This window comes from Streptomyces sp. NPDC046831, from assembly GCF_040645305.1.
Classification (GTDB): domain Bacteria; phylum Actinomycetota; class Actinomycetes; order Streptomycetales; family Streptomycetaceae; genus Streptomyces.
Genome location: NZ_JBEYXZ010000001.1, coordinates 99,360 through 124,870, shown reverse-complemented (window position 1 = coordinate 124,870; position 25,511 = coordinate 99,360). Strand labels below are relative to the sequence as shown.

Below are 25,511 nucleotides of genomic sequence, written 5' to 3'. Positions count from 1 at the left end.
CGCTCAGCTCCCCTCGGCGACCGCGTCGGCGGCCGGTCCGAAGGCGCTGGTGCGCTGCTGGAAGGCGCTCACGTAGTCGTCGGCGGCGATCGGAGCCCGCAGCAGTTCCGGGGAGAGGTTGAAGCCGTCGATCAGGGCGTCGGTGTACGGCTGGAGCCGCGCGCACAGCGTGTCCGCCTCCCGGGGCAGCCGCTCCACCTGCTCGGCGGTCAGCACGCCGCGCGCCAGGTACCAGCCGGCGTCCCGGCGCAGTTCGGTCAGCCCGTACAGCGCGGCCAGCAGACCGAGCGCCGTCCGCGCCGACTCGTCCTTCAGCGTGCCGGCCGCGGCGGCGAAGGATTCCAGCGCGGTCCGCACACCCCGCGCCCGGGCCATCTCCAGACCGGTGTTGATGGTGCCGTTCCAGGCCTCGAAGTACGTCCGGTCACCGGTGTCGTCCGCCATGGCCGCGGCGGCCTCGCGGAGCAGCTCCGCCTCCCTGTGCCGTACCACCGCCGCCAGGAACGCGAGGTCTCCCAGGTTCCGCCCCGCCGGGTCGGGGGCCGGGGCCGGCTCGGCGCCGTCGTCGTACTGCGCGATGATCTGCCCCGCGGTGGTGGCCAGCAACACCTGGTTGTCGCCCTCCGCGGTGACCAGGCCCTGGAGCAGCGAGCCATAGTCCGCGATCCGGTTCGCGCTGAAGATGCCCTGCGCGCCGCAGCGCTCACGGCAGGTGGCGACGACGTCGGTCATCTCCCAGGTGGACAGCGCCTTGGTGATCGCCACCAAATGGTTCAGCTCTGCAGGGACGGCATCCTGCGGCGCCGCCGTGAACTCCCGCTTGGCGTGGTTGAGCAACAGCGTCATCGCGTACGTCCGGGACAGCGCGGTGTAGAGCGCGAGCTGGTGGCTGCGGTACTCGATGATCGGCAGGTCGTTGCGACCGGGCGCGTTGGTGAGCCGCTGCGCCGCGAATCGCAGTGCGATGTACACGCTCGCCCGGCCCGCGCCCGTCGCCGCGCTGGACACGCACAGCCGGCCGGGCAGGATGCGGTTCATCGCGCGCAGGAACCGCTTGCGCCGATTGCCGGACGCCGGGCGGAACCTGCCGTCGTCGTCGAAGCCGCCCATGTCGCCGTGCAGCAGCTGGCGACGGGGGACGCGCACGTGGTCGAACCAGGTCAGGCCGTTGTCGAGGCCCTGTACCGGCTTCTCCGGGCACGGCGCGGCGTGCACACCCTCGCACAGTTGCTTCCCGTCGCTGATCCGGACGAGGAAGGGGTACACGCCGTGGTCCTTGCCGTCCGCCTTCAGCCGGGCCATCACCACGGCCAGCTTGGGGACGTCCTGGAACCCGCTGTAGGACATGTACTTCTGCGCGAGGGCGTCGGGCGTGTTCAGGACGAACGTCTCGGTGGCGGGATCGTAGACGGCCTCGGTGCGCAGGGCGGCCACGTTGTTGCCGTAGCCCAGCTCGGTGGCCATGTACGGGCTGAAGGAGTCGAGCCGGTCCAGTTCGTCGAACAGGTCCTTCAGGTCCTCCCGGTCGCCGTGCTCCACGACAGTGCCGAAGGCCAGGTTGTAGTGCACCATCAGCAGCGAAAAGGTGGAGACGTCCACCAGCGACGGCCACTCGGCCAGTGCGAACAGCCGCCACGGATCGGCCAGGACGTCCCGCGGACGCTCCAGTCCGGCGTGTACGGCTCGCGACCGTTCGTAGGCCAGCTTCCCGGCCTCGGTCATGTTCAGCCCTTCGCGGGGGTCGAAGACCGGGTCCAGCAGGAGCTCGTGCAGGTCTTGGTGCGTCTGCTCATACCTGCCGTCAAAGAGCAGCCGGGACAGTTCGGCGGAGGCCGACGAGGTCATGTGTGGGTCCTTTCCCGCGGCCACGACTCCTGCGGTCCGGTGGGTCGTGAGGGGACCGGCGGAGGGAGCCGCCGTGATCGGGCGGAACTCAGGAAGGGGTCAGGCCGAGGCGATCAGCAGGGCGGCGTTCTGGCCGCCGAAGCCGAAGGAGTTGCTCAAGGCCACGTCCACGCGGGCGTGGCGCGCCGCGCCGTGCACGACGTCCACCTCCACCCGCGGATCGACCTCGGCGGTGCTCGCCGACGGCGGGATCACCCCGTGGCGCACGGTGAGCGCCGCGAAGGCCGCCTCGATGGAACCGGCCGCACCCAGCGGATGCCCGGTGACGCCTTTGGTGGAGCTCACCTGCACGTCCGAGCCGGCCACCCGGTGGATCACCCCCGCCTCGATGACGTCGTTGAGCGGGGTCGAGGTGCCGTGCGCGTTGACGTAGCCGATATCCCGGCCGGTCAGCCCGGCGTCCGCGAGCGCCGCACGGATCGCCAGCTCAGCGCCCCGGCCCTCCGGGTGCGGGGACGTCACATGATGCGCGTCCGCCGAGGCGCCGTACCCGATGATCCTGGCCACCGGCCGCACACCCCGGGCCCGCGCGTGCTCCTCGGCCTCCAGCACGACGACTCCGGCGCCCTCGCCGAGCACGAACCCGTCGCGGGCCGCGTCGAAGGGACGCGACGCGGTCCCCGGGTCGTCGAGCCGCCGTGACAGCGCCCGCATCCTCGCGAACGAGGACAGGTACAGCGGTGTGATCGGCGCCTCGGCACCACCGGCCACGACGATGTCGGCCAGCCCCGATCGGAGCAGATCGCGGCCCAGGCCGATCGCGCTGGCCCCGGCCGCGCACGCCGTGCAGGGGGCCGAGCACGGCCCGGTGGCGCCGATGTCGATCGCAACCTGGCCGGCGGCCATGTTGAGCAGCCCCATCGGGAGGGTCATGGCGGAGATCTCCTCCGGTCCCTCCTCCAGCAGTACGCGGTGCTGCGCCTCCAGCGTGGCGGTGCCGCCGGCGCCAGAGCCCAGGATCACCGCCACCCGCGAGCTGTCCGCCCACTCGCCCGGGACGAGCCCGGCCTGGTCCAGCGCTTCGCGTGTGGCGGCGATGGCGAACTGGGCGTAGCGGTCCCACTGCCAGGCGGTGCGCCCGAGAGCGGCCGGGGCGAAGTCGGGCACCTTGCACGCCATGGTCACCGGCAGGCCCTCCAGGTCGGCGTGGTGCGCCGCCGTCGGCCGACCCTCGACCACGCGGTCCCAGCTCTCCTTGACGCCGATACCGGCGGGAGTCACCAGCCCGATGCCGGTGACGGCGGTCGCGAAGCCGGTCATCAGACCGCGGCGCCCTTCTTCTCGACCAGGGCGACGATGTCGGCCACCGTGGCAATCTCAGACAGCTTTTCGTCGGTGATCACGACGCCCAGGCGCTTCTTGAGGGCGGTGGCCAGTTCGAGCTGCGACAGGGAGTCGAGACCGAGGTCGTCGAAGGTGGCCTCGGGCACCACCACCTCGGCGTCCAGATCGAAACGGGCGACGAAGACTGCGACGACGGACTCGTAGGCGGAACTCATGATGTCTCCTCCTGGAGGGCTGTAGGGGTTCGAGAGGGGTGAGCGAACGGGGGACACGGAACCGAGAAGCCGTCAGTCGACGGCCTCCGCCTTGATCTCCGGCCACACGAGCGTGGTCGAGCCCCAGGACAGACCGGCCCCGAAGGCGGAGAGCAGCACTCGCTGGCCCGCCTTCAGGTCCCCGCGGGCGGCGTAGTCGTTCAGCAGCAGGGGCACGGACGCGGCCAGGGTGTTGCCCACCCTGTCGATGTTCACCGCGACCCGCGCCCCGGGAAGCTCCAGCTCTTCCGCGACGGCACGCACGATCCGGATGTTGGCCTGGTGGCCGACGAACCAGTCGACGTCCGCCACGGACCAGCCGGCGCGTTCGAGAGCCGCGTGCGCCGACTGCGTCATCCGCTCGACGGCCTGCGTGTAGAGGGGACGCCCCTCCATCTGCAGGTACCAGTCACCCGCCGGCACCGTGCCGTGCCCCAGGCCGCCGTCGGCGGAACGCTGCCGGGAGCCGCCCGCCGGAATGGCCAGCAGGTCGGCCAGCGCCCCGTCGCTGCCGAGGTCGAAGGGGCCCAGCGCGCCGGGCTCGTCAGGCTCGCCCTGGCGCAGGACAACCGCGCCCGCGCCGTCGCCGAAGATCGGCGCCGTGGACCGGTCCTCCGGGTCCACCAGGGTGGTGAACGCCTCCGACCCGATGAACAGCACAGTGCCGGCGGTACCGGAGGCGATCAGGCCGGACGCGGTGGCGAGCCCGTACAGGAAGCCGCTGCACGCCGAAGTCAGGTCGAACGCGGCCAGCGGTCCCAGACCCAGCCGCGACGCCACCTCTGGCGCCACCGCCGGGCAGAGACGCTCGGGCGAGGTGGTCGCCACGACCACGGCGTCCACCCCGGATACGTCGGCCGACCGCAGGGCACGCTCACCGGCCGCCACGGCCATGCTTCCCGTCGACCGGCCTTCGGAGACGAACCGCCGCTCCCGGATGCCCGTCCTGGTACGGATCCACTCGTCCGTGGTGTCGAGGGTGCGGGAGAGGTCGTCGTTCGTGACCCTCACGGGCGGGAGGAAGCCCCCGATCCCTCTCAGCACTGCTGTCATCGACTCACCCTCCTGAGGACCGCGGACACGGCCCTGACCTGGTGCGGACACGTCCTTGACCTGACGTCAAGCAAGGCTGGCCGAAGCCTCGCGGGCCGGGCAATTGGCCGTTGGTACAGGTGCCACGGCCTGTACCAACGGCCAATTGAACGGCTGCCGCCGCGAGTGCCAACCTCCCCGGGGTGACCACGACACCGACTGATCTCGCAGGGTTCCTCCCGGCAGGACGGGTGATCACCGCCCCGTCCCGCGTGGCGTCCTTCGCCCACGACGAAGCAGCAGGCGCGCCCTATGCGCTCCCGGCGGCCGTGGTGCAGCCCCACGACACCGCCGAGGTGGCGGCCGTGGTGGCCTACTGCGCGGAGCACGGCGTGCCGGTGGTTGCCCGCGGGGCAGGCACCGGCCTGTCCGGCGGCGCCAACGCGGTCCAGGGCGCGGTGGTGGTGTCCTTCTCGGCGATGGACCGGATCCTGCGCATAGATCCGGACGAACGGCTGGCCGTCGTGCAGCCCGGCGTGGTCAACGAGGAGCTGCGTGCCGCGTGTGCCGCCGAAGGGCTCTGGTACCCGCCGGATCCGGCCAGCGCCCCGTGGTCCACCATCGGCGGGAACGTTGCCACCAACGCGGGCGGACTGTGCTGCGTGAAGTACGGCGTCACCCGGGACTACGTGCTCGGCCTCGAGGTGGTCACCGGTCGCGGTGACGTGGTACGGCTGGGGCGGCGCACCGCCAAGAGCTCGGCCGGTTTCGAACTCGCCGGTCTGCTGGTGGGTTCGGAGGGTACCTTGGGCCTGATCACAGAGGTCACGGTGCGGCTGCGGGGCGAGCGGGCCCAGGAGCACACGGTCGTCGGCTACTTCGCCGACCTGCCGAGCGCCGGCCGGGCCGTGGCCCGGGTAGTGGCCTCCGGCGTGGTCCCCAGCGCCCTGGAACTCGTGGACCGATTCTCCCTGCGCGCCGTCGACGAGTGGAAGAACATGGGCCTCACCGACGGCGGCGACGTGCTGTTGCTGGCCCGCTGCGATGCACCGGGAGCGGCGGGTGTGCAGGAGACGGACACCGTGCTGGCCTGCTTCGAGGCCGCCGGCGCCACCTGGAGCGCGCGGTCCGGCGACCCGGCCGAGGCGGACGCCCTGTTCGCCGCGCGGCGCCTGGTCTACCCCGCGCTGGAGCGCCTGGGCATGGTGCTCAGCGAAGACGTCTGTGTCCCCCGTAGTCTCCTGCCCGAGATGCTCGCCCGCCTCGAGGACGTAGCCGCGCGGCACGGCGTGCACATCGCCACCCTGGCGCACGCGGGGGACGGCAACCTGCACCCGATGCTGGTCGTTCCGCGCGGCGACGAGCGCGAACTCGCCCGCTGCCGCGGGGTGTTCGAAGAGGTCGTCGACCTGGCGCTCGCGCTGGGAGGCACGGTCACCGGAGAGCACGGCGTGGGCCTGCTGAAGATGCGCGGCCTGGCCGACGAACTCAGCCCGGCGGTACTGGACCTGCACCGTGACATCAAGCGGGTGTGGGATCCGGCGGGCATCCTCAACCCGGGCAAGGTCTTCTCCGCCTGAAGCTGTCGGACATCGCCGGCTGGTCGACGCATCGTACGACGCGTCGACCAGCCGGGTCAGCCCGGTGGCCAAGCCGCGTGCGGAGAAAGCAGTGCGCCGGCACGTGTGTTCACGCCACTGGGGCGCTTGCTCGTGCAGGTCGCCGGGCGTGCCCGCAAGGTCGCGCGGCAGCTGCCCGGCCCGGACGCCCCGTACGGGTACCTGCCTGCTGTCTGACGGCCAGGGTTCGATGCTGTCCGTTGTCCGTCTTGGTACAGCGTCCCGTGGCGAAATATTGGGGCTCCGCTGGTCTGCCTTTCTCCGTTTGCTGGTCTGCTTCTCGACAGCGGGTTCCTAGGGTCGTTGTCGTCCCCCGGAGACCCGGCCCCACGGTTCTCCGGCCTCACGATGATTCCCAGTGTCTGGAGACCTTCTGATGCGTGCTCTGCCCCGTCGTGCCCTGCTCGCCGCTCCGGTCGCCGTGCTGGCGTTCGCCCTGGTCGCCTGCGGCGGATCCGACTCCAGCCCCGACAGCTCCAGGGCCGCGGCCACCCAGCAGGAGCAGAGCGCGGGCGGGGCCGAGGCCGGCGGTGAGGCGGCCGGTGACACCGACGACAAGCCGGAGCCGCCGCTGACCGGGGACATCAAGACGAAGGCCGAGGCCGCCGCGCTCGCCGCGTACCCGGGCACCGTCGAGAAGTCCGAGGAGGACGCCGAGAAGCCCGGCATGTACGCGGTGGAGGTCAAGCAGGCCGACGGCACCTCGATCGAGGTCTACCTCGACAAGTCCTTCAAGGTCACGGCCACCAAGAAGGAAGGCACCGAAGAGGCCGAGGACGCGGGCTGACAGCCGGGGCCTGACCCGGGGAAGGAAGAAGCCCGATGCCGCCTGAGCCCGAGCAGACCTCCTCTTCGCCCACAGATGCTGAGGAGACGGCGATCCTGGACGCGGTACCCGGCGCCCCGGCTCCGGACGGCTACGGCGAGCGTTTCGCGGAGTGCGCCTTCGACCACCCTTGTCGCCGGCGCACTCCTGGTCCGCCGACCCGGCCCCGACGGGCGCCGGTCAACCAGGCACCGAGCCACAGGCGCCGGCCGCCCAACGCGGCACCAGGGGGAGGGCGGTGAGGAGTACAGACGGCCGGCGGCAAACGGCTGTCCGGCCCCGGTCAGTCCTCACGGCCGCCGCCGCGCTCGTGGTCTGGGCGGTTTCGGGCTCTCCCTGTCCACGGTCAGCGACACGGTGACCTTTCCACCCGCCCCGGCCGGCACCGCTCAGGTCTCGGTGCCGAAGTCGCCCACCACGCAGCCGCCGTCGCCGGCAGCACCGGCCACCGTCGAGCCTCCTGGCGACGCCGTGAGCCCGGCCGCACCACCCACGCAGGCCAGCCGCCGGGCACCGGCGAGGCCCGGGACCGCGGTGAGGACCACGGGCAGGAGCACCAGGGACGCGAGGACGGCGACGACGCAGACGAATGACTCCCGGTCGGCGTTGCCCGGCGTCCCGGAACCGCCGTCCCGCAACCGCCGTCCGACGTCCCGCCACCGCCGCGCGGCCGACGCCGTCCTCCCGTCCACGTCGGCCGGGCGGCACCTGCTTGTCCACCGTCGTCCTCTACGTCCTACCGGTCTCAGGCGGCTTCCCGTGAACCCCCCGACTCCCCTGACACAGCTGTGCGAGCCTGGCGCCATGCGGCTCCTGCTCATCGAAGACGACGACCGAATCGCCGGCCCCCTCACCGAGGGCCTGGGACGCTACGGGTTCACCGTGGACCACGTCCGCACCGGCGCCGCCGGACTCGCCGACACCACCCCCGCACCGGAGCTGGTCCTGCTGGACCTCGGCCTGCCCGACATGGACGGCCTGGACGTCTGCCGCAGCCTGCGCGCCCGCTCCGCAGTCCCCATCATCATGATCACCGCGCGGGGCGAGGAAGCCGACCGCATCGTCGGCCTCGAACTCGGTGCCGACGACTACCTCGCCAAGCCCTTCGGCGTGCGGGAGCTGGTCGCCCGCATCCGCGCCGTGACCCGCCGCGCGGGAGCCCCCGCCTTCACGCCGGCCGGGCCTGCGCAAACCCCGGAACCGCACCGGCCGCCTTCCGGCGCACAGGAGTTGGGACCGCTGGCGATCAACCGCCGCACCCGCGAGGTTCACCTGAACGGCCGGTACATCGCTCTGACGCCCAGGGAGTTCGACCTGCTCGTCTTCCTCGCGGACGATCCGGGGACGGTGTGCTCCCGGCAGCAGATCATGGACACGGTGTGGGATCCGCACTTCTTCGGCCCCACCAAGACTCTGGACGCCCACGTGGCCGCGCTGCGCCGCAAGCTCGGTGATCCGGGCTGGGTCACCACCGCTCGCGGCGTCGGTTTCCGCCTCACCATCCCCGGTGAACCTGCCGCCTCCGGGGCGGCCGGATGACCAGGCGTCTGCTGCTCAGCTATCTTGCCCTGGCCCTGCTGGTGCTGGCCGGCCTGGAGATCCCGCTCGGCTACATCTACGCCCGCGGCGAGATCGCCCGAGCCTCCCAGAGCGTGGAACGCGACGCGTCCATGCTCGCCGAGGTCACCGAGGAGAACATCGAGAAGGGCCAGTTCGATGCGCTGCCGGACGTGGTCGGTGACTACGCCACCCGCACCGGAGGCCACGTCGTCGTCACCGACGAACAGGGTGTCGTCCTGGCCGACTCCGGTCCCGACGGACGCACCGGCATCAGCCTCGCCGCCGAGGCGGACATCGCCCGGGCCCTGAACAACCAGCCCACCGTCACCACCACGACGGACGGCGACGGCCGCGACGTGCTGTCCGCGACCATGCCCGGCTCCTCGGGCACCACGATCCGTGGCACCCTGCGCCTGACCTACCCCCTGGACCAGGTCGGCACCCGGGTGCATCGCATCTGGGGCGCCCTGGCCCTGGCCGGTGCCTGCATCCTGGCCGTGGTCGCCCTGGTCGCGTTCAGCCTGGCGCGCTGGATCACCCGCCCCCTGCGTACCCTGGAGACCGCGACCACCCAGCTCGCCGACGGGCACCTGGCCCATCCGCCCGACGCCACCACCGGACCGCCCGAACTGCGCCGGTTGGCGGCGTCCTTCACCCGCACCGCGGCCCGGCTGCAGCTCCTGCTCAGGTCCCAGCAGGCGTTCGCCTCGGAAGCCTCCCACCAGCTGAAGACACCGCTGACCGCGTTGCGACTGCGGCTGGAGAACTTCGAGCCCTACCTCGACCCGCGTGCGCACGGCAGCCTGGACGAAGCCGTCGGCGAGGTCGAACGCCTCGGCCGCATGGTGCAGGGCCTGCTCGCCCTGGCCCGCCTGGAGAACGCCGCCACCACCCCCGAACCGGTCGACCTGGACGCCGTCCTTGCCGACCGGGTCGCGATGTGGGAGCCGCTGGCCGCCGAGCAGTACGTCGCCCTCGGCATCAGCGGCCCGCCCGCCGGCCACGTGTGGGCGATCCCCGGCGCCCTGGAGCAGATCATCGACAACCTCCTCGCCAACGCCCTGCGCGTCTCCCCACCCAGCACCACCATCGCCCTCCACCGCGGTCCCGGCAGCGAACTCCACATCGTCGACCAGGGCCCGGGCATGAGCGACGCCGACCGGGAGCGCGCCTTCGACCGGTTCTGGCGCTCCTCCGACTCCCACCACGACGGCACCGGCCTCGGCCTGCCCATCGTCCGCCACCTCGTCGACGCCTCCGGCGGCACCATCACGCTCCACCCCGCCCCCGGTACCGGCCTCGACGCCCGCATCCGACTGCGCCCCGCGACTGCGCGTGCGAATCAAGTGCAGCCGGGAGGAGAGGACTTCGGTTCCCGCCGCACTCGCAGCCGTCGAACGCAGGCCACCGGCCGCGGATGAGATCGGGCAGGGCGGGGTCAGGTCCCGAACGGCGGAACCTGCTGCACGGTGAGGTCGTCGCGCAGGCGCAGCAAGCGGACCGGGTGGCGGTACAGACCCTCGTCGACAGCGGTGTCGGCGGGGAACCACCACGAGGTCGGGGCGTACCGGGTGGTCCTCCAGCTCACCGCGAGTGCCCCACCCCGTCGGATTCCCTGTCACGTCCTGCGTGTTGAGGCCAGGCGGTGCTTCACGGTGCCGTGAGGACTGTGCAGCCTCAAGATCGGTACTGGTGCACGGGCTGCGCCGACGGGGTTCGGGAGCGAGGTGTTGGCCGAGATCATTCGCGCGCACCGCACTGTGGACTGGCGGTGTTGGCGGCGGCTTCGTTGGGTGGGCTAGGTTGCAGACATGACTACCGGGACGGCATTGCGCCACACACGGATTGGTTACCCGGCGCCCTTCTGAGCGCCGTACGGGCCAGTGCGGGCCCGCTGTTCGATCGAGGGCCTTGCGCTGCCGCGCGGGCTCCGCCTCCGTCGTGTTGATCACAGGCTCGACACATCCCTCACGACAGGAGAATTCATGCCCACCAAGACGCTGCAGATTTCCACCGCGGACGGCCAGGCCGACGCCTTCGCCGCCCTCCCCGACGCCGGCGGGCGGCACCCGGGGGTGCTGATGTACGCGGACGGCTTCGGCATCCGGCCCGTGCTGCGGGAGATGGCCCGCGAACTGGCCGGGCACGGGTACTACGTGCTCGTCCCCAACCTCTTCTACCGGCACGGCCCGGCACCGGTGATCGAACTTCCCGAGCACATCGGAGAAGAGGCCCGCGCCGGGGTCTTCGCCCAGCTGATTCCCTTGATCGAGGCGCACACCGCCGACCGTGTCCTGCGAGACGCTGACGCCTATCTCAGGTTTCTCACTGCTCAGCCAGAGGTCAGCACCGGACCGGTCGCGGTGATCGGCTACTGCATCGGTGGCCTCCTGGCCACGCGCACCGCCGCGGCCCACCCCGGTCAGATCGCCGCCCTCGCCGCATTCCACGGCCCGGTGGGAGCCGACGGACCCGACAGCCTTTCCGAGCTCACCGCCGAGGTCCACTTCGGTCATGCCGAGAGCGACTTGACGTCCGAGGCTCTCGGCGAGCTCAACAAGGCCCTGGACGCGACGGGGGTCGGCTACACCTCCGAGATCTATCCCGGCACCGTCCACGGGTTCACCATGTCTGACACCGATGCCTTCGACCCCGCCGCACTGCAGCTTCACTGGGACCGCCTGCTGCCCCTTCTCGGCCGCACCCTGGCCAGGAGCTGAGCGCTCCGGCGCGGAAACCGAGCCTCTGAAGTACCTGTCTCGTCGAAGGGGCCCCATGCAAGGCCGGATCACCACTGCGGGTGGTCCCGGACGGAGCCGAGAGGTGCCGGTGTTCCGAGAATCGTCCGATTCAGTACGACCCCGCGCAGGAATCGGTTCCGGTCCACCGGGCAGGTCATCAGCTCCGCCTTGCGGAGCACCTCGGTGCGCGCCCGTAGGGCCAGGGCGTCTGCCTCCTCAGGGCTGTGAGCCGCGCGCAGAGCGAGCGACGCGTGATGCAGCACCTCTTCCGTGCGTAACGCCGGCATATCACCGACCCGGTCGAGGACTGCCACCGCCTCGCGCGCGAACCCGGCCGCCGCGGCGGCGTCCGCCAGCCCCAGGTGGATACGGCTGCGCAGAATCAACGCCGCCACTCCGCTTCGCACCATTCCCGTCTGAGAGGTCTCCCCTACAGTCTCCTCGGCCAGCCGGTCCGCCACGGCCAGCTCCGCGGGATCGCCGCCCGCCAGATTCAGCACGACCTCGGCATACAGGTTCCTGACGATGGGCACCAGATCCAGCAGCCAGGTCCGTTGGGCTTCCTGCCAGGCCGCCTCCACCATGGCCCTGCAGCGATCGCGCTCGCCCGGCTCGCCGCTCAGTAACAGGGCGAGCAGAGCTGCGTTGTTGGCGTGCCAGCCGCTCGCTCCACCGCGCGCCTCCTCGAACGCCAACGCCTCTTCGAGGGAGTCGCGGGCTTCGCTCTCGGACCCCATGGCCCGCTGCACCTGCGCCAGATAGTTGAGGCCGACGGGCAGCTCGGCATGCACGGGCTCGGTTCTCAACCGCTGCAGGCACCCGGTCAGCCGGTCCCTGGCCGTGACGAGGTGGCCCGCGTCGAAGAGGCTGACGCCCAGCTGCATCTCGGCGAGGTTGCGGACATGGCCGACCACAGGGTCACCGCTGCTGTGGAGACCCGCACGCTCGTACAGCTCTTCCGCCTGGCGCAGCACCCTCAGCCCTGCTGCAAGGTCGCGCTTGGGCAGCTGGCTCCCGTACTCGGCCAGGGCCACGTACAACGCCGGCGGGTCATTACAGTCCTGGGCCAGCCCCACGGCCTCCTCCAGCTTGCCGAGGGCGGGCTGCAGACCTTGTGTACGCAGCAGACACTTGCCGTGCAGCAACGCGGTGCGGGCGATCAAGGGCAGGTCGCCGCTGCGCCGGCCGGCCTCTTCGGCCTCGCGCGCCAAGGCATCGAGACTCTCGCCACCACCCGTGGCTGAACGGCCCTGCCAGCGGACCTCGGTCAGGGAGAGCAAGAGCTCGATCCCCCGCGCCAACCGGCCATCGCGATCATCGGCCGTGGAGGGAAGTCTGCGGGCACTCTCCACACCCTGCCGGCACAGGGCTTCAGCCTCGGAGAACGAGAGCCCGCCAACGGCCAGCGCCCGCGCCAGTGCGAACTGCTCCCGCTCGGCGTCGTCCCACTGTCGGGCCAAGGAGTAGTGGCGTGCGATGTCCAGTCGTACCGGCAGCGGAAGGGCGCCTGTTCCGCTCCCGTTCGTCGACCCCGCCAAGGCATTGGCGATCAGGTGGTGCCGCTTCCTGGCCTGGGCGGGGCTCTGTTCAGCGCTCACGGCCATCTGCAGCAGAGCGTTCTCGAAACGGTAGTGGTCGGACAAGCCGTCCAAGGCCCAGTCGGGCGCCGGGACCGCGACGATCAGCCCGTGCCGTCGGCTCAGCTCGTGCAGTCGCCGCACGACCTCGTCCGTCGGCTCTCCGGCCACCCTTGCCACCACGCCGGTCTCGAACGTCTCGCCCTGGGTCGCACCAATCACCAGCAGTTCCATCGTGGCCGGGTCAAGGCGGGCCAACCGACCGCGGACCAGTGGCTCTACCGTCTCGGGCAACGGACCCCTCAAGACCCCGTCCGGACCGATCAGCCGCAGGCACTGCGTCACGAAGACGGGGTGCCCCTTCGTCAATTCGATCAACCTGGCGGGGACGGACGCCGCGACCGGGCCGGCGAGATGCCTGACCAGGTCGGTGACCGCGTGCTCGGGCAGGCCACCGAGCTGGTGCCGGGTCAGCGACCCCTGAATCTCCCAGCGAGCGAGCACGTCAGTGACGATTCCAGGCTCCGGCTCAGGATCGCTTCGGTGCCCGAGGATCAGCCCAATGGCCGGCCCTCCGCGCTCCAGCAGCTCCACCAGATGCTCCAGGACCAGGAGGCTGCTGGGGTCGAGCCACTGGGCGTCGTCGATGAAGACCGCCGTCGGGCCGCCGCGCGCCGCAGCGTCGGCCAGGGCCGTCGCCACGGTCCGGGCCACGCTCTGCCGATAGGGCATCAGACTGTCGCCCTGCGCAGACCCGGAGTCCAGAGCGGTTTGAGTGATCTGCGCGGCGGCCTTGAGCAGGGGGCCCAGTGCAGGCACCAAGGACACCAGTTCCGGAACGGCTTGAACTGCGGACCGCCCGAAGAGACGGAACACCGACCGCCGCGGTCGTTGGAGCGTCATCAGGACATCGATGACAGGACCGTAGGCGTTGTCCGCGCCGATCCAGCTGAGGCACCGGACCTGGACGATCCGGCAATCGGCCACCTCCGGGCGCGCCTGAGTCCGCCGGACGGCCTCCTTCAGGAGAGCGGACTTGCCGATGCCCTGCTCACCCTGGATGACGAACACTCCGCCCTTGCCCTGAGCGACCTGGTGCAGGAACCCCTCCAGCGCCTGAAGGTGCTCAACTCGGTCGACGAACACAGACCCCACCGCAAGCCCCCCGTGTGCTGCCTTTCCCTGCCGGTGCACCACCCCTGTACAAGTCACCACCCTAGCCACGGGGCTTCGCCGGTGGGGCACTTCAGCGTGGACGCGGCACGCCGGCTGCGTACGCAAGTCTGGCCGAAGGGGCCGGCCCGTGCCCGAGGCCCTTCCCCCATTGCGCGCCTGCATCGCCACCTCACGCTCCCGGACGAGGTCGTCACCGCGTACGCGGTGCGCGGGGCCGACTGGCGCGGCCCCGTTTTCCCGGGGTGGTCGCGAAGGCTGCGGTCCGGCCTGGCCTACCGGGCCAGGGGGGAGGTGTCGCCCGGGGGCCGACGGCGGACGAGCACGCGTGTGGTGCTGCCGTCCTCCTCCTCGATGTCCCGGACGTGCTCGAAGCCGATTCTGCCCAGCAGGGCCAGTGAGGCACGGTTGGGTGCGGCCACGGTCGCGTACACGTCGGTCAGTCCGAGGGTGCCGAGGCCATGGGCGACGACCGCCTCCGCCAGTTCGGTTCCCAGGCCGCGTCCCCAGACCGCCGGAGCCAGCGCGTAGACGATCTCGTGGCCCCCGGTGACCTCGGTCGGCTTGATCTCGGCATGCCCGACCAGGAGTCCGTCCCGGCGAACGGCCCAGACGTCGAACAAGTCCTCGGCGTAGACCTTCGTGAAGATCCGCCCGAACAGGGCGCGGTCCGCCGCTTCGGAAGCGGGGCCGTCGCCCGTCCACCGCGACACCCGGGTGTCCTGGAACAGGGCGACGAAGCCCTCTTCGTCCTCGGGGACGTACGGCTCCAGGAGCAACCGCTCGGTACGCAAGGTGGGAGTCACGGACGGCGACGCTACCCACCCGGCACCCAGCCCGGCAAAAGCGTGCCGATCGGCGCGGGAGTTACTGGAGGTTCCTCTTCCGCTATCTTGTTACCGCGTCGTAGTTCACACCTCAACCAGGCCTGCCGACGCTCCCCCCTGCCTGCCTTCGGCCTCCCTTTCCGAGCGGAGTTCACGTGACCCAGAGCTGTGTCATGGCCATGGTCGGAATGTCCGAAGCGTTCTCCTCCGCGTGAGTGGCGGACGACGCCCCGGCCCTCCGACCGTCCCCGCTCGACGAAAGACCCTCACTTCGTGACCGTCTCCCTGCACGAGGCCCAGCCGGCCGGCCGGCACGCGGCAGTCCCCACGGGCAACCTGTTCCGGCGGATCTACGCGCCGCGCGCCTGCGACGCGCTCGCCTATTCCATGGCGACCTACGCCATGCCACTCGTGGTGCTGGCCACCACCGGTTCCGCGTCCCTGACGGGTCTGGCCTTCGCGCTGGAATGGATACCCCGGGTGGCCGCGTTCAGCTTCGCCGGCGCCCTGGTGTCCCGCAGCGGCGCGGCGATCGTGTGCTTCCTCGCCTCACTCGCTCGCGCCCTGCTGGTGGCCGGCGGCGGCGCCGTGCTGGTCCTGCTGCCGCCGGGTACGACGGAGACCTTCACCGTCATGGCGCTGGCCGCCGTGACGGGCGCCCTGACGCAGTTCAGCTTCATCGCCAACGAGGCGGTCGGCGCCATCGTCAGCCGCCGCACCGAAGGGCAGTCCCACAAGGTGCAGTCGGTGCTGATCGGCATCGACCAGACGGCCACCCTGGTCGGCCCGGCGCTGGGCGGTGTCCTGCTGCTCACCGGGCCGACCCGGATGCTCGCGTGCCTGAGCCTGCTGTCCTTCCTGTCCGCCGGACTGGCCCTGCAGACCCCGCCCACTCCCCTGCGCGGCGCGCACCAGAAGGGCCCGGAGTCGGGCGGCGGCCTGCGGGAGGGCTGGCGGACCCTGCGCTCCCTGCCGTCCCTGCGCCGGCTGGTGGCGGGGCTGGTCTGCTCCAACCTCGCGCTCGGGCTGCTGCAGTCGGCCAGCCCCGTCCTGGTGGAGGGCCGCTTCGGCCGGTCCGCGGCCGCCGTCGGCACGCTCTGGTCGGTCGCGGCCGCCGCCACGCTGGTCGCGGTCGCCTGCTGCCGGTTCCTTCTCGACCGGCTGGGTCTGTGGGGGGTCGGCGTCATTAGCGCGACCGTCGCGGCCGCCGCCTGCCTGGCCGTGCCGCAGGCCCCCTCCTACGCCGGCTACGTGGCGCTGGTGGCCCTGTTCATGGCCGCCGACGGAGGGCTCACCGTCGTCCTGCGCACCGTCCGCTCGCTGGTCATCCCGCCCGCGGCGTTCGCCACGACGCTGTCCCTGACCATCCTGCTCCTGCTGCTGCCCTACCCCGTCGCCGGCGTCGTGCTCGCCGTCACCCCGCCGCCGTATCTGGCCGACGTCATCGGGGCGTGCGCCGTGCTGCAGGCCCTGGTCCTGTTCGTGACCTTCGTACGGCTGCGCAAGGACCCGGCGCTGCGCGCCACCGCGTCCTCGGCCCGCCGCGAGCCCTGACCGAGCGCCCGCCCTCCGTACGGGGCACGCCGCCCGCGAGCGGCGGGGCCCGCACGCCGCGGTGGCCGCGGCGTGCGGGCCCCGCCGCGTCAGGCCGGGGTGCCGGCCTGCTGCTCCCCTGAGCCGCGGGCGCGCAGTTCCGCGTTGATGCGTTGCGCTTCTTCGAGCTGGTCCTCGAGGATGACGATGCGGCAGGCGGCCTCTATGGGGGTGCCGGCGTCGACGAGTTCGCGGGCGCGGGCGGCGATGCGGAGCTGGTAGCGGGAGTACCGGCGGTGGCCGCCCTCGGAACGCAGCGGGGTGATCAGGCGGTTGGCGCCCAGGGCGCGGAGGAAGGCGGGGGTGGTGCCGAGCATGTCGGCGGCTCGGCCGATGGTGTAGGCGGGGTAGTCCTCGTCGTCGAGAGCGGCGACGGGGTGGGAACGCTCAGCGGGCACAGACCTCTTCTTTCGAACAACGCGTCAGGGGGCCCGGACGCCGACTGCGGCGCCCGGGCCCCGAGGTTTCAACACCATCCGCCGGCCTGCTTCAGGCCGGCTTCCTTGTTCCGCCCGTCCGCCCGGGAGGGCGGCGGTGCGGGGATCGCGTGGGTATGACCGTGGACCACCTTCCGTTCTGGGGCCTGCGGTACCCGGGCGGTGTGCCGTGCCCGGGCGATCCTGATGGCGTCTGCTCCTCACCTCACTCGATTGCCGGCGGTACTTGCTGGACATCGTCGGTACTGCGTGCGGCCCGGCGGTGACCGGCGGGACCGTCCTTCACGGTCCCGCCACCGCCTGCCGTCCCGTCCTGCCGGACGGTTTCCGCGGCGGTTCGTGTCTGCCGCGTCTTCTTCGACCTCTGTAAGTACGAGCACACTTTATTTACCCGATCCCAGCATGTCTACACCCGCCGCTACAGATTTTGTCCGGGGCGCGGTACCAGGTTCCTGCCGCGGACGGACGAGGGGGATGACCGTGATCCCGGTATGCGCGCTCCGCCCGGTCATCGCCTGCCGGAAAGGGCGCGGCCCCGGCCGGCGGAATGCCGGCCGGGGCCGCGAACGAGGTCGTGACCGTGAAGGGCGGTCGCCTACGCGGCGAAAGGCTCTGCAGGGCTTCAGCCGAACGATCGTCCCTGCAGGCTATAAGTGAGGCCCGGGGACACTGTCCCCTCCACGGTCACACCCTGCACAACAGCACCCGCCCCGCGGATGTTCCCGCCCCGCGCACGGAAATCCGCGGCTGCCGGCGATGCCCTCAGGCGGCGTCCCGCTCCCCCGCGGCGAACGGCTGGGCCTGTGCGATGAGGAGGGCCACGTCGTCGTGGTCGTCGGGGTGGCGCAGGGAGTGCAGCAGCCGCTGGCAGGTGGTGTCCAGCGGGCGGGACGGTTCGTCGAGGATGTGGAGCAGGGTGCTCAGGCGCTCGTCGATCGGGTGGTGGCGGGTCTCGACGAGGCCGTCGGTGTACAGCACGAGCCGGTCGCCCGGATTCAGCTCGAAGGTGACCGTGTGGAACGGGACGCCGCCGACACCGAGGGGCGCCCCGGTGGGGAGGTCGAGGAGTTCGGGGTGTTTCCCGTTGGGGATGAGCACGGGCGGCAGGTGCCCCGCGTTGGCGATGTGGCACTGGCGCCGGTGCGGGTCGTAGGCGGCGTAGAGGCAGGTGACGATGTAGTGCTCCAGTCCACAGGTGATCTTGTCGAGGTGCTGGAGGACCTCTTCGGGGCAGAGCTCCAGGTCGGCGTAGGCGCAGGTGGCGGTGCGCAGGCGCCCCATGGCCGCGGCGGCGTCGATGCCGTTTCCCATCACGTCGCCGACCACCAGGGCCGTCTTGTCGCCGCTCAGGGGGATGACGTCGTACCAGTCGCCGCCGACCTCGCAGGACGCCTGCGCGGGCTGGTACCGGGAGGCGACTTCCAGACCGGCCAGGCGGGGATGCCGGCCGGGCAGCAGGCTGCGCTGGAGGGTCTCCGCGGAGTTGCGCACGCTCTCGTGCCAGCGGGCGTTGTCGATGGCCACCGCGGCCCGGGCGGCCAGCTCGCAGGCGAGGAGGACGTCGTCCTCGTCGAACGGGAGGGGGTTGCGGGTGCGGAGCAGGTCGAAGGCGCCGAGCACCTCGTTGTGGGCGATCAGCGGCACGGCCACGTAGGAGTGCACGCCGGCCCGGGCGAAGGCGGCGGCGGCTTCCGGGTCGCGGGCGATGTGCAGCAGGTCCTCCTGCCCGGTGTGGGCGACGACGACCGGCTGTCCGGTGTGGACGCACCGGGTGATCAGACGGTCCGGGCCGTAGGCGGCGAGGTCGCCGACCTGGTCCGCGGCGGCGGTGGCCTCGGTGGGGTGGGCGGCGGTCACGGCGAGCGCGCGGAACAGTTCCGGGCCCTCGTGGGGGCCGGTGGTGCGGCGGAAGGCCAGGACGGCGTCGAGGACGTCGACCGCCGCGATGTCGGCCAGGTCCGGCACGGCGACATTCGCCAGCTCCTGAGCGGTCTGCTCGACCTCCAGCGTGGTGCCGACGCGGGCCGCGGCGTCGGCGATCAGCGCCAGACGGCGCCGGGCCCGGTCCGCCTCGGTCGCGCTCCGGTGGCGTTCGGTGACGTCGACGACGGAGTTGGCCACGCCGATCACCCGCCCGTTGGATCCTTCGAGCCGGTAGTACGACACCGACCAGGCGTGGTCGTGGTCGGGGTCGGCCGGGGTGCGGCCGACGATGTACTGGTCGATCAGCGGAGTACCGGTGACCAGGACCTGCCGCAGGGCGGACTCGATGGTGTCGATGCCGGTGAACGGATGGATGTCGCGCGGGCGGCGGCCGATGTGCTCGGCGGCCGGGATGCCGTTGATCCGTTCCAGGGCCGGGTTGACCAGCAGGTACCGCAGGTCGGTGTCCAGGAGCGAGACGCCGATGGGCGACTGGGACACCAGGCGCTCGCACAGCGCCAGCTGTGCCTCGACCCCCTCCAGGGTGGCCTGGTCGGCGGCGATGCCCAGGGCGTACACGTCACCGAGGTCGTCCAGCAGCCGCATGTTGCGGAACTCCACCAGGCGGGTGCTGCCGTCCCGGTGCCGGATGGGGAACGCGCCGGCCCAGCTCGCGCCGGTGCCCATCACCTCGGCGAACAACCGGGTGACCAGCTCACGGTGCTCCTCGTGGACCAGCAGCCGGGCCGCGTACCGGCCCAGTGCCTCCTCGGGGGTGTAGCCGAAGATGTCGCTGGCCTGCGGGCTCCAGAACACGATCCGCCCCTCGCTGTCCAGCACCACGGCGGACACGCTGAGCAGGTCGAGCAGACCTCCGGGCGGCAACGGCCCCTGCTGGCGGGCCTGCTCCTCGTCCTTGAACGATTCGTCCGCTTCCATCCTGCAGCTCCCTCCGTGACGGAGCCCGAGGGCTGCGGCTGCCGGCCATGTTCCATGCTGCCTTCCCCCATCGGGCGTCGCACGAACGGGAGGCCGCCGGCGCACCGGAGCCGCCGCGATCGCCGGGATCCGCCGTCATCGGTGGACGACCGAGGCGAGGCGGCCACCGGGACAGGGCGGAGGCCGACTCACGGACACGGGAAGGCGCCGGTGCGCCGGGAGGCGGCCGGGACGGCGAGCGGCGGCGGATCCCAGGGGTCCCACAGTAGGCTGGAGGGGCTCGGGGCCCGCCACGCCTGGAGTCCGGTATGCCTCGCACCATCTGGTCCGGAGCCATCTCGTTCGGCCTGGTCACCGTGCCCATCCACGTGCAGTCCGCGACCGAGGACCACTCGATCCGCTTCCACCAGTACCACCTCGAGGACATGGGCCGGGTACGGGTGCGCAAGTTCTGCGAGCTCGAGGACCGCGAAGTGGAGTCCTACGAGATCGGCAAGGGGTACGAGTGGGCCCGGGACCGGGTCGTCCCCATCAGCGACGACGACCTCGGCAACCTTCCGCTGCCCACCGCGAAGGCGGTCGAGATCGAGGCGTTCGTACCGCTGGAGTCCATCGACCCCATCCGCATCGGCGAGGGCTACTACCTCGCCCCGGACGGCCAGGTCGCCGCGAAGCCGTACGAGCTGCTGCGGCGTGCCCTCGGCCGCTCCTCCCGGGTGGCGATCGCGAAGTGGGCGTGGCACGGCCGGGAGCGCCTCGGCATCCTTCGGGTCAAGGACGACGTGATCGTGCTGCACCTGATGCGCTGGCCCGACGAGATCCGCGACCCGGCCGGGCTCGTCCCGCCGCCGGTGGAGCTGTCCGAGGACGAGATCCAGGGCGCGCTCGCGCTGATGGACTCCATGACCCGCGAGGAACTGGAGGGCCCGGAGTTCCGGGACACCTACACCGAGGCGCTGGAGCAGATCATCGAGGCGAAGCGGGAGCACAAGGAGCCGTCCGCCCCGCCGGAGCCGGCCGCGGAGCCCGGGCAGGTCCTCGACCTGATGGCCGCCCTGAACGCGTCCGTCGCGCAGGCCCGGGCCGCCCGCGGCGAGGACACGGGCGGCGAGGCCGAGGTGCACGAACTGCCCGCTCCGAAGAAGGCGCCGGCGAAGAAGCAGCCCGCCAGGAAGGCCGCCAAGAAGACGGCGAAGAAGACGGCCGGCCGGCGGCCCCGGAGCGCCTGAGCGGTGGCCTGACGCAGGCGAGGGGCGGCGGGCTCGGGCGCCGGCCCGTGCGGAGGATGTCCGAGCGAGGACGGTCGCGTCGACGGCACGGCCCGGGAACCCCGGCGGCAGCGCACAGCACGCCGGCGCGACCCGGGCATCCCCCGCAGCAGGACACGGCATACGGGACGGTGGCCCGGGCATCCCCCGCAGCAGGACACGGCACGGCCACCGGCGGGGCTTCGGCGGCTCGGCCGTCCGGCTCCGCGGCCTCCGCCCCGCCGCGTGATCACCGGCCTTCACGCGTCCGGGACCCGGCGGCCCGTCGCGGAGGCGAAGCCCAGCCAGGTGTGCCGGTTGCCCGCCCAGCACCAGCCGACCTTGGGGGCGTCGCGGCGCTCGCGTCCGTCCCGCCCGGTGCCGTTGCTGATCCAGATCGCCGGGGTGCGGGAGTCCAGGGCGCCGTCGGCCTTGCGCAGCCGGGAGCCGATGGTCATGAAGCAGTGGTTGCGTTCCAGGACGGCGGGCTGTTGCAGCACCCAGTGGAGCCCCTCGGTGAGCAGCAGTGGCGTGCGGGCCCGCGCGGTGAGGGCGGGCAGCGCCTCGTTCGGGCTCCAGTCGGCCAGGTCGTCGCCGCGGTCGAGTCCGGTGAGGAGGTAGAGCGGGGCGTCGGGCAGGGGGACCGTGCCGAGCGGGGCGAAGAGGTCGACGTCGGACATGTCGGTGACGACGAAGCCCGGCCTGCCGTCGCGGCGGAGCAGCGGCGCGAGGGCGGAGGCGGGGGCTCGGTCGGGGTGAACGGCGAGCAGGGCGCCCCGGCGGCCCGCGGCGGCCTCCGCGGTGGTGGCGAAGGTACGCAGTCCGGCGGCGGACAGTCCGGCGATCTCCGGCATCCCCAGCCCGATCAGCCGCTCGGCCTGCGCGCTCAGGGGCGGGAGTACGGGGAGAACGGGGGCGGTGGGGGCGGATGAGGTGTCGGGCACAGTGCCTCCCTGGACGGCGGCGTGGACGGACCCAGGGGCAACGAGGCGGGGCGCCGGAATGTTCCCGCCGCCACCGTCTCCGCCCATCCTGACGTTCCGTCATATGCTGCCCGCTGCGGTGCGGTTGGGGTTGTGGCTCTCGGTGCGGTGGACGGACGGGACGATGGCGGGCCCCTCTCCGTGGGCGCCGCTCCGTGGCCGCCGCTCAGCCGCGCCGCGCCGCGGTGTGGCCTGTGAGGGCATCGGGCTCCACGGCGGCGGCGCCGAACCACTTCCGCAGCGGGCCGAGCAGTTCCCGCTGGTCCTCACCAGCCCAGGCGACGTGCCCGTCCGGCCGCAGCAGCACCGCGGGCACGTCCAGTTCCTCGCTGACGTCGACGACGAGGTCGACCCGGTCGGCCCAGCCCTCCACCGAGAGCCGGCCGGTCTGGTCGAGCAGCAGTCCGCGGCCGCCGTGCATCAGCTCGTAGAGGCGTCCCCGCTTCAGCCGCACGTCCCGCAGCCGCCGGCCGAGCAGCTCGTGGCCCTCGCCGAAGTCGTAGCGGACCCCGACCGCGGTGATCATGCCGGTCACGTACCGGTTCACCTCCTCGAAGTCCATCAGCGTCGAGAACAGCTCCCGCAGCGCGGTCGCACCCGGATCGGTGCCCAGCAGGGTCATCTGCGCGCGCGTGTTCTCCAGCACGCGGGCGCCAACCGGGTGCCGTTCGGCGTGGTAGCTGTCCAGCAGGCCCTCCGGAGCCCAGCCGTTGACCTCGGCGGCCAGCTTCCACCCGAGGTTGAACGCGTCCTGCACGCCCAGGTTGAGCCCCTGCCCGCCGGTCGGCGGGTGGATGTGCGCCGCGTCCCCGGCGAGCAGCACCCGGCCGACGCGGTAGCGCTCGGCCTGCCGGGTGGCGTCGCCGAACCGGGACAGCCAGCGCGGGGAGTGCACGCCGAAGTCCGTGCCCGCGTAGGCCCGCAGCTGCCGCTTGAACTCCTCGAGCGTCGGCGCGGCCGTACGGTCCTCGGCCACTCCGTCGGCGGGCACGACGATGCGGTACAGCCCCTTGTGCCCGTCCACGTCCGGCATGACGCCGAACCGCAGCTGGGTCCTGCGGACCTCCTCGACGACGGCGGCGATGGTCGCCGCGTCCTCGGTCGCCCTCATGTCGCCCAGCAGCGTCTCCACTGTGGCGGGCCCACCGGGGAAACGGACGCCGAGGCGCTTGCGCACCACGCTGCGGCCGCCGTCGCACCCGACGAGGTAGCGCGAGCGCAGGTGCGTGCCGTCCGCCAGTTCGACGGTCACCCCGTCCTCGTCCTGGCTCAGGCCGGCCACTTCGCAGCCGCGCCGGATCTCGGCGCCGAGTTCCAGGGCGCGTTCCTCGAGCAGCCGCTCGGTGACCGGCTGCGGGGTGGCGAGGCCGTAGGGGTGAGCCGTGTCCAGCCGGTCCGGCCACGGCTTGACGATGCCGCCGAAGAGACCGCCGACCTGGAACGTGTCGCTGACCGCGAGGAACCGGTCCAGCAGGCCGCGCTGGTCCATCAGCTCGACGCTGCGCGCGTGCAGGCCGCGGCCGCGGGACTGTTCGGCCGGCTCGGTCAGCCTCTCCAGCACGACGACGTGCACCCCTGCCAGCCTCAGCTCGGCGGCCAGCATCAGTCCGGTCGGTCCGCCGCCGGCGACGATTGTGTCGATCATCGGTCCCCCCTCTGCCCGTCTGCCCGTTCGCGCAGGTCGTGGCTTCGGTCCGCGATTGTGCGGCACGACCCGGGTCTTGCCGCAAGCCCCCCGGTGCGCTATACGTTGAGCGTGGCAAGGAGTGCGTGACCTCCTTGCCTTTGTCGTTTCGTGTCGTCCGCCGTGGGCCGGTGCGGGACGACCTCCCGCGAACCGGCGGCGCGTGCGGGTGCGTTCGTGCGCGCGATCGTGCGATCGTGCGATCGGGTCAAGTTGCCCGCCCGGGCGGCTGTCGGCCTTCCGTCGGGAGGGCTCCCCGCGCACAGTGTGATCATGAAGACCACGCCACTGCGCTGTCTGCAGCGCTCCCTCGCCTGCTCGGCTGCTGCGACCGTCGTCAGCCTCGCCGCTGTCCTGGCCTCCGCCTCCGTCGCCGCCGCGGACGCCGCTTCCCCGCCCGACCGTGAGGGACAGGTGCAGAATTGCGACGCGAAGCCGGCCAGGCAGGGCTTCGACGCCCTGCTGTGGGCCATCGTCCCCAGGCCCGCGGAGCCCGCGGCGCGTCACGCGCACTGCACGTCCCAGTCGGACGACGTCCAGCCCGGCGGCCGCGAGGCGGACGGTGACGAGCCCGGCGACCGCCAGGGGGAGGACGCCGAGCCCGGCGACCGCGGGTAGGCCCTGTCCGACCATGCGCGTCTGCCGCGCGACGCCGTGCACGCTCCCCCAGGCTCTCGGCTTGGCTCGAGCAGGGGGTACCCCCGCTCGCCGCACCGGCCCCGGACCCGAGTACGTCCCGTACGAGGGCCTGGGGCCGGCACGCCGAGAGCACGCACCTGACGCCGCGCGGCCGCCCTTCGGGCGACGACGCGAACGGTCAGACAGGACCTGCGACGACGGCGCCGGCCGGGGTGCGGCGGCGTTCGTCCCGGCGTCGCCGCAGCGCCGTTCCCGGTCGCCGGAGGGCGGGCGCGCGGTGCGGAACCGCCGTCGCGTACCGCGTCGTCGAGTCGTGGGCCGGGCGGCCGGCCCACGAAGACGTCATCCTCGTTCAGACCGGTTCGGTGGTGGAGATGACGACCATCCTGGTCACCGTCCCGTCGTCGCCGACGACATCGCGCACGTGCCGGAAGCCGAGGCGCCGGCACATCGCCAGACTGGCGGCGTTCTCGGCGCCGACCATGCCGTAGGCCTCCTTCAGGCCCAGGTTGTCGGCGGCGTGGCGGAGCAGGCCGCGGACCACCTCGGTGCCCAGGCCCCTGCCCCAGTGCCCCGGGACCAGCGCGGTGACCAGCTCGTGGCCGTCGACGTTGCCGGTCTTCTTGATCTCGGCGTGCCCGACGTAGGCGCCGTCGCACCACAGTCCCCACACGTCGAACATCCGCTTGGGGTAGACCTCGGTCAGGATGGCGCGGAACAGGGTGCGGATGTCCTCCTCGGGCACCCTGTCCTGGCCCATCCAGCGGCAGACCTCCTCATCGCGCAGGAGCGCGACGAAGTGGTCCTCGTCCTCGGGGCGGTAGGGGACGAAGTCGATTCGTTCGGTGTGCAGTTCAGGTGTCATGCGGTGCTCCTCCTGACGGGCGGAAGGCCGGGTGGGCCCGGGGGCGTGACACCCGCGTCCCCGGGCCCGGTCCACGGCGGCGGGCGGGATCAGGCCTCCGCGTTCTCCATGCGCTCGCGCAGGCTGCGCGGGCGCATGTCGGTCCAGACCTCGTCGACGTACGCGGAGCACTCGGCCTCGGTGCCCTCCTTCCCGACGGGGTGCCAGCCGGCGGGCACCTCGACGTCGACGGGCCACAGCGAGTACTGCTCCTCGTCGTTGCGCAGGACCTGGTAGCGGGTGTTCTCGTCCATGTCAGCTCTTTCGTCGGTGGGTTCGGTCGGGGTGGGCGGGCCGGCCGGTGGGTCCGGCCGGCCCGGTTCGGGGGTCGCCCGGGCTGCCGCTCGGGCCGTGTCCCGGCCGG

At 72.1% G+C, this 25,511-nt stretch carries 22 protein-coding genes; 8 read left to right on the top strand and 14 right to left on the bottom strand.

Annotation, left to right across the window (positions count from 1 at the left end):
- Positions 1-3 precede the first annotated feature (3 nt).
- The 4 genes from ABZ920_RS00385 to ABZ920_RS00370 all read right to left on the bottom strand — a co-directional run bounded on the left by ABZ920_RS00385 (position 4) and on the right by ABZ920_RS00370 (position 4,496).
- A complete protein-coding gene (locus tag ABZ920_RS00385) occupies positions 4-1,845 on the bottom strand; it encodes an acyl-CoA dehydrogenase (protein WP_361496818.1) in 1,842 nt (613 codons plus the stop codon).
- Between the two features lie 99 nt (positions 1,846-1,944).
- A complete protein-coding gene (locus ABZ920_RS00380) occupies positions 1,945-3,165 on the bottom strand; it encodes a beta-ketoacyl-ACP synthase II (protein WP_361496816.1) in 1,221 nt (406 codons plus the stop codon).
- Positions 3,165-3,404: an acyl carrier protein gene (locus tag ABZ920_RS00375; RefSeq protein WP_361496813.1), complete on the bottom strand. Its 240-nt coding sequence runs from the start codon at positions 3,402-3,404 to the stop codon at positions 3,165-3,167. The genes ABZ920_RS00380 and ABZ920_RS00375 overlap by 1 nt, the downstream gene beginning before the upstream one ends.
- 72 nt (positions 3,405-3,476) lie before the next feature.
- Entirely contained in the window at positions 3,477-4,496 is a 1,020-nt protein-coding gene (locus ABZ920_RS00370) for a beta-ketoacyl-ACP synthase III (RefSeq protein ID WP_361496810.1), read from the bottom strand.
- A gap of 182 nt (positions 4,497-4,678) precedes the next feature.
- Here ABZ920_RS00370 and ABZ920_RS00365 point away from each other — a divergent pair, with 182 nt between their 5' ends.
- On the top strand, positions 4,679-6,055 hold the full coding sequence (locus ABZ920_RS00365) for an FAD-linked oxidase C-terminal domain-containing protein (RefSeq protein ID WP_361496807.1): 1,377 nt from the start codon (positions 4,679-4,681) through the stop codon (positions 6,053-6,055).
- A gap of 415 nt (positions 6,056-6,470) precedes the next feature.
- Positions 6,471-6,881, top strand: coding sequence for a peptidase (locus ABZ920_RS00360; RefSeq protein WP_361496804.1), 411 nt, complete (start codon positions 6,471-6,473; stop codon positions 6,879-6,881).
- 428 nt (positions 6,882-7,309) lie between these two features.
- On the opposite strand, the gene ABZ920_RS00355 is transcribed toward ABZ920_RS00360, so the two are convergent.
- On the bottom strand, positions 7,310-7,612 hold the full coding sequence (locus ABZ920_RS00355; protein ID WP_361496801.1) for a hypothetical protein: 303 nt from the start codon (positions 7,610-7,612) through the stop codon (positions 7,310-7,312).
- 112 nt (positions 7,613-7,724) lie between these two features.
- Between ABZ920_RS00355 and ABZ920_RS00350 the strand changes: the two genes are divergently transcribed.
- Complete coding sequence (locus ABZ920_RS00350; protein ID WP_361496798.1) at positions 7,725-8,459, top strand: response regulator transcription factor; 735 nt, start codon at positions 7,725-7,727, stop codon at positions 8,457-8,459.
- Complete coding sequence (locus tag ABZ920_RS00345) at positions 8,456-9,901, top strand: HAMP domain-containing sensor histidine kinase (RefSeq protein ID WP_361496795.1); 1,446 nt, start codon at positions 8,456-8,458, stop codon at positions 9,899-9,901. Before ABZ920_RS00350 ends, ABZ920_RS00345 begins: the two co-directional genes overlap by 4 nt.
- A gap of 17 nt (positions 9,902-9,918) precedes the next feature.
- On the opposite strand, the gene ABZ920_RS00340 is transcribed toward ABZ920_RS00345, so the two are convergent.
- Positions 9,919-10,068: a hypothetical protein gene (locus ABZ920_RS00340; RefSeq protein WP_361496792.1), complete on the bottom strand. Its 150-nt coding sequence runs from the start codon at positions 10,066-10,068 to the stop codon at positions 9,919-9,921.
- Between the two features lie 397 nt (positions 10,069-10,465).
- On the opposite strand from ABZ920_RS00340, the gene ABZ920_RS00335 reads away from it, so the two are divergent.
- Complete coding sequence (locus ABZ920_RS00335; protein ID WP_361496789.1) at positions 10,466-11,200, top strand: dienelactone hydrolase family protein; 735 nt, start codon at positions 10,466-10,468, stop codon at positions 11,198-11,200.
- A gap of 68 nt (positions 11,201-11,268) precedes the next feature.
- On the opposite strand, the gene ABZ920_RS00330 is transcribed toward ABZ920_RS00335, so the two are convergent.
- Entirely contained in the window at positions 11,269-13,944 is a 2,676-nt protein-coding gene (locus ABZ920_RS00330) for an AAA family ATPase (RefSeq protein ID WP_361496786.1), read from the bottom strand.
- 302 nt (positions 13,945-14,246) lie between these two features.
- Entirely contained in the window at positions 14,247-14,777 is a 531-nt protein-coding gene (locus tag ABZ920_RS00325; RefSeq protein ID WP_361496784.1) for a GNAT family N-acetyltransferase, read from the bottom strand.
- 294 nt (positions 14,778-15,071) lie between these two features.
- Here ABZ920_RS00325 and ABZ920_RS00320 point away from each other — a divergent pair, with 294 nt between their 5' ends.
- Positions 15,072-16,352 (top strand): MFS transporter, encoded by a 1,281-nt coding sequence (locus tag ABZ920_RS00320; RefSeq protein ID WP_361496781.1) that lies wholly within the window; start codon positions 15,072-15,074, stop codon positions 16,350-16,352.
- Positions 16,353-16,441: 89 nt separating this feature from the next.
- Here the strand turns inward: ABZ920_RS00320 and ABZ920_RS00315 are convergent, their stop codons facing one another.
- Positions 16,442-16,789 (bottom strand): MerR family transcriptional regulator, encoded by a 348-nt coding sequence (locus ABZ920_RS00315; protein WP_361496778.1) that lies wholly within the window; start codon positions 16,787-16,789, stop codon positions 16,442-16,444.
- An 801-nt stretch (positions 16,790-17,590) separates the two neighbouring features.
- The gene (locus ABZ920_RS00310; RefSeq protein WP_361496775.1) at positions 17,591-19,690 is read right to left on the bottom strand and encodes a SpoIIE family protein phosphatase; all 2,100 of its coding nucleotides are present in this window, start codon (positions 19,688-19,690) and stop codon (positions 17,591-17,593) included.
- A gap of 308 nt (positions 19,691-19,998) precedes the next feature.
- Here ABZ920_RS00310 and ABZ920_RS00305 point away from each other — a divergent pair, with 308 nt between their 5' ends.
- Positions 19,999-20,919: a Ku protein gene (locus tag ABZ920_RS00305; protein ID WP_361496773.1), complete on the top strand. Its 921-nt coding sequence runs from the start codon at positions 19,999-20,001 to the stop codon at positions 20,917-20,919.
- Between the two features lie 278 nt (positions 20,920-21,197).
- Here the strand turns inward: ABZ920_RS00305 and ABZ920_RS00300 are convergent, their stop codons facing one another.
- Both ABZ920_RS00300 and rox read right to left on the bottom strand, forming a co-directional pair.
- The gene (locus ABZ920_RS00300) at positions 21,198-21,881 is read right to left on the bottom strand and encodes a DUF5701 family protein (protein ID WP_361496770.1); all 684 of its coding nucleotides are present in this window, start codon (positions 21,879-21,881) and stop codon (positions 21,198-21,200) included.
- Positions 21,882-22,086: 205 nt separating this feature from the next.
- Complete coding sequence (gene rox, locus ABZ920_RS00295; RefSeq protein WP_361496767.1) at positions 22,087-23,565, bottom strand: rifampin monooxygenase; 1,479 nt, start codon at positions 23,563-23,565, stop codon at positions 22,087-22,089.
- A 312-nt stretch (positions 23,566-23,877) separates the two neighbouring features.
- Between rox and ABZ920_RS00290 the strand changes: the two genes are divergently transcribed.
- Positions 23,878-24,222 (top strand): hypothetical protein, encoded by a 345-nt coding sequence (locus ABZ920_RS00290; protein ID WP_361496764.1) that lies wholly within the window; start codon positions 23,878-23,880, stop codon positions 24,220-24,222.
- Positions 24,223-24,595: 373 nt separating this feature from the next.
- On the opposite strand, the gene ABZ920_RS00285 is transcribed toward ABZ920_RS00290, so the two are convergent.
- Positions 24,596-25,108 carry a GNAT family N-acetyltransferase gene (locus tag ABZ920_RS00285; protein WP_361496761.1) on the bottom strand — a complete coding sequence of 171 codons (513 nt, stop codon included), beginning with the start codon at positions 25,106-25,108 and terminating at the stop codon, positions 24,596-24,598.
- Between the two features lie 89 nt (positions 25,109-25,197).
- Complete coding sequence (locus tag ABZ920_RS00280) at positions 25,198-25,401, bottom strand: MbtH family NRPS accessory protein (protein ID WP_061926049.1); 204 nt, start codon at positions 25,399-25,401, stop codon at positions 25,198-25,200.
- Between the last annotated feature and the right edge of the window lie 110 nt (positions 25,402-25,511).

Excerpts from the sequence above, each read along its gene's own strand:
- ABZ920_RS00290 (WP_361496764.1), top strand. The coding sequence starts at position 23,878 with ATGAAGACCACGCCACTGCGCTGTCTGCAGCGCTCCCTCGCCTGCTCG.
- ABZ920_RS00335 (WP_361496789.1), top strand. The coding sequence starts at position 10,466 with ATGCCCACCAAGACGCTGCAGATTTCCACCGCGGACGGCCAGGCCGAC.
- ABZ920_RS00370 (WP_361496810.1), bottom strand. The coding sequence starts at position 4,496 with ATGACAGCAGTGCTGAGAGGGATCGGGGGCTTCCTCCCGCCCGTGAGG.
- ABZ920_RS00310 (WP_361496775.1), bottom strand. The coding sequence starts at position 19,690 with ATGGAAGCGGACGAATCGTTCAAGGACGAGGAGCAGGCCCGCCAGCAG.
- rox (WP_361496767.1), bottom strand. The coding sequence starts at position 23,565 with ATGATCGACACAATCGTCGCCGGCGGCGGACCGACCGGACTGATGCTG.
- ABZ920_RS00350 (WP_361496798.1), top strand. The coding sequence starts at position 7,725 with ATGCGGCTCCTGCTCATCGAAGACGACGACCGAATCGCCGGCCCCCTC.
- ABZ920_RS00380 (WP_361496816.1), bottom strand. The coding sequence starts at position 3,165 with ATGACCGGCTTCGCGACCGCCGTCACCGGCATCGGGCTGGTGACTCCC.
- ABZ920_RS00305 (WP_361496773.1), top strand. The coding sequence starts at position 19,999 with ATGCCTCGCACCATCTGGTCCGGAGCCATCTCGTTCGGCCTGGTCACC.
- ABZ920_RS00385 (WP_361496818.1), bottom strand. The coding sequence starts at position 1,845 with ATGACCTCGTCGGCCTCCGCCGAACTGTCCCGGCTGCTCTTTGACGGC.
- ABZ920_RS00285 (WP_361496761.1), bottom strand. The coding sequence starts at position 25,108 with ATGACACCTGAACTGCACACCGAACGAATCGACTTCGTCCCCTACCGC.
- ABZ920_RS00280 (WP_061926049.1), bottom strand. The coding sequence starts at position 25,401 with ATGGACGAGAACACCCGCTACCAGGTCCTGCGCAACGACGAGGAGCAG.
- ABZ920_RS00345 (WP_361496795.1), top strand. The coding sequence starts at position 8,456 with ATGACCAGGCGTCTGCTGCTCAGCTATCTTGCCCTGGCCCTGCTGGTG.
- ABZ920_RS00360 (WP_361496804.1), top strand. The coding sequence starts at position 6,471 with ATGCGTGCTCTGCCCCGTCGTGCCCTGCTCGCCGCTCCGGTCGCCGTG.
- ABZ920_RS00375 (WP_361496813.1), bottom strand. The coding sequence starts at position 3,404 with ATGAGTTCCGCCTACGAGTCCGTCGTCGCAGTCTTCGTCGCCCGTTTC.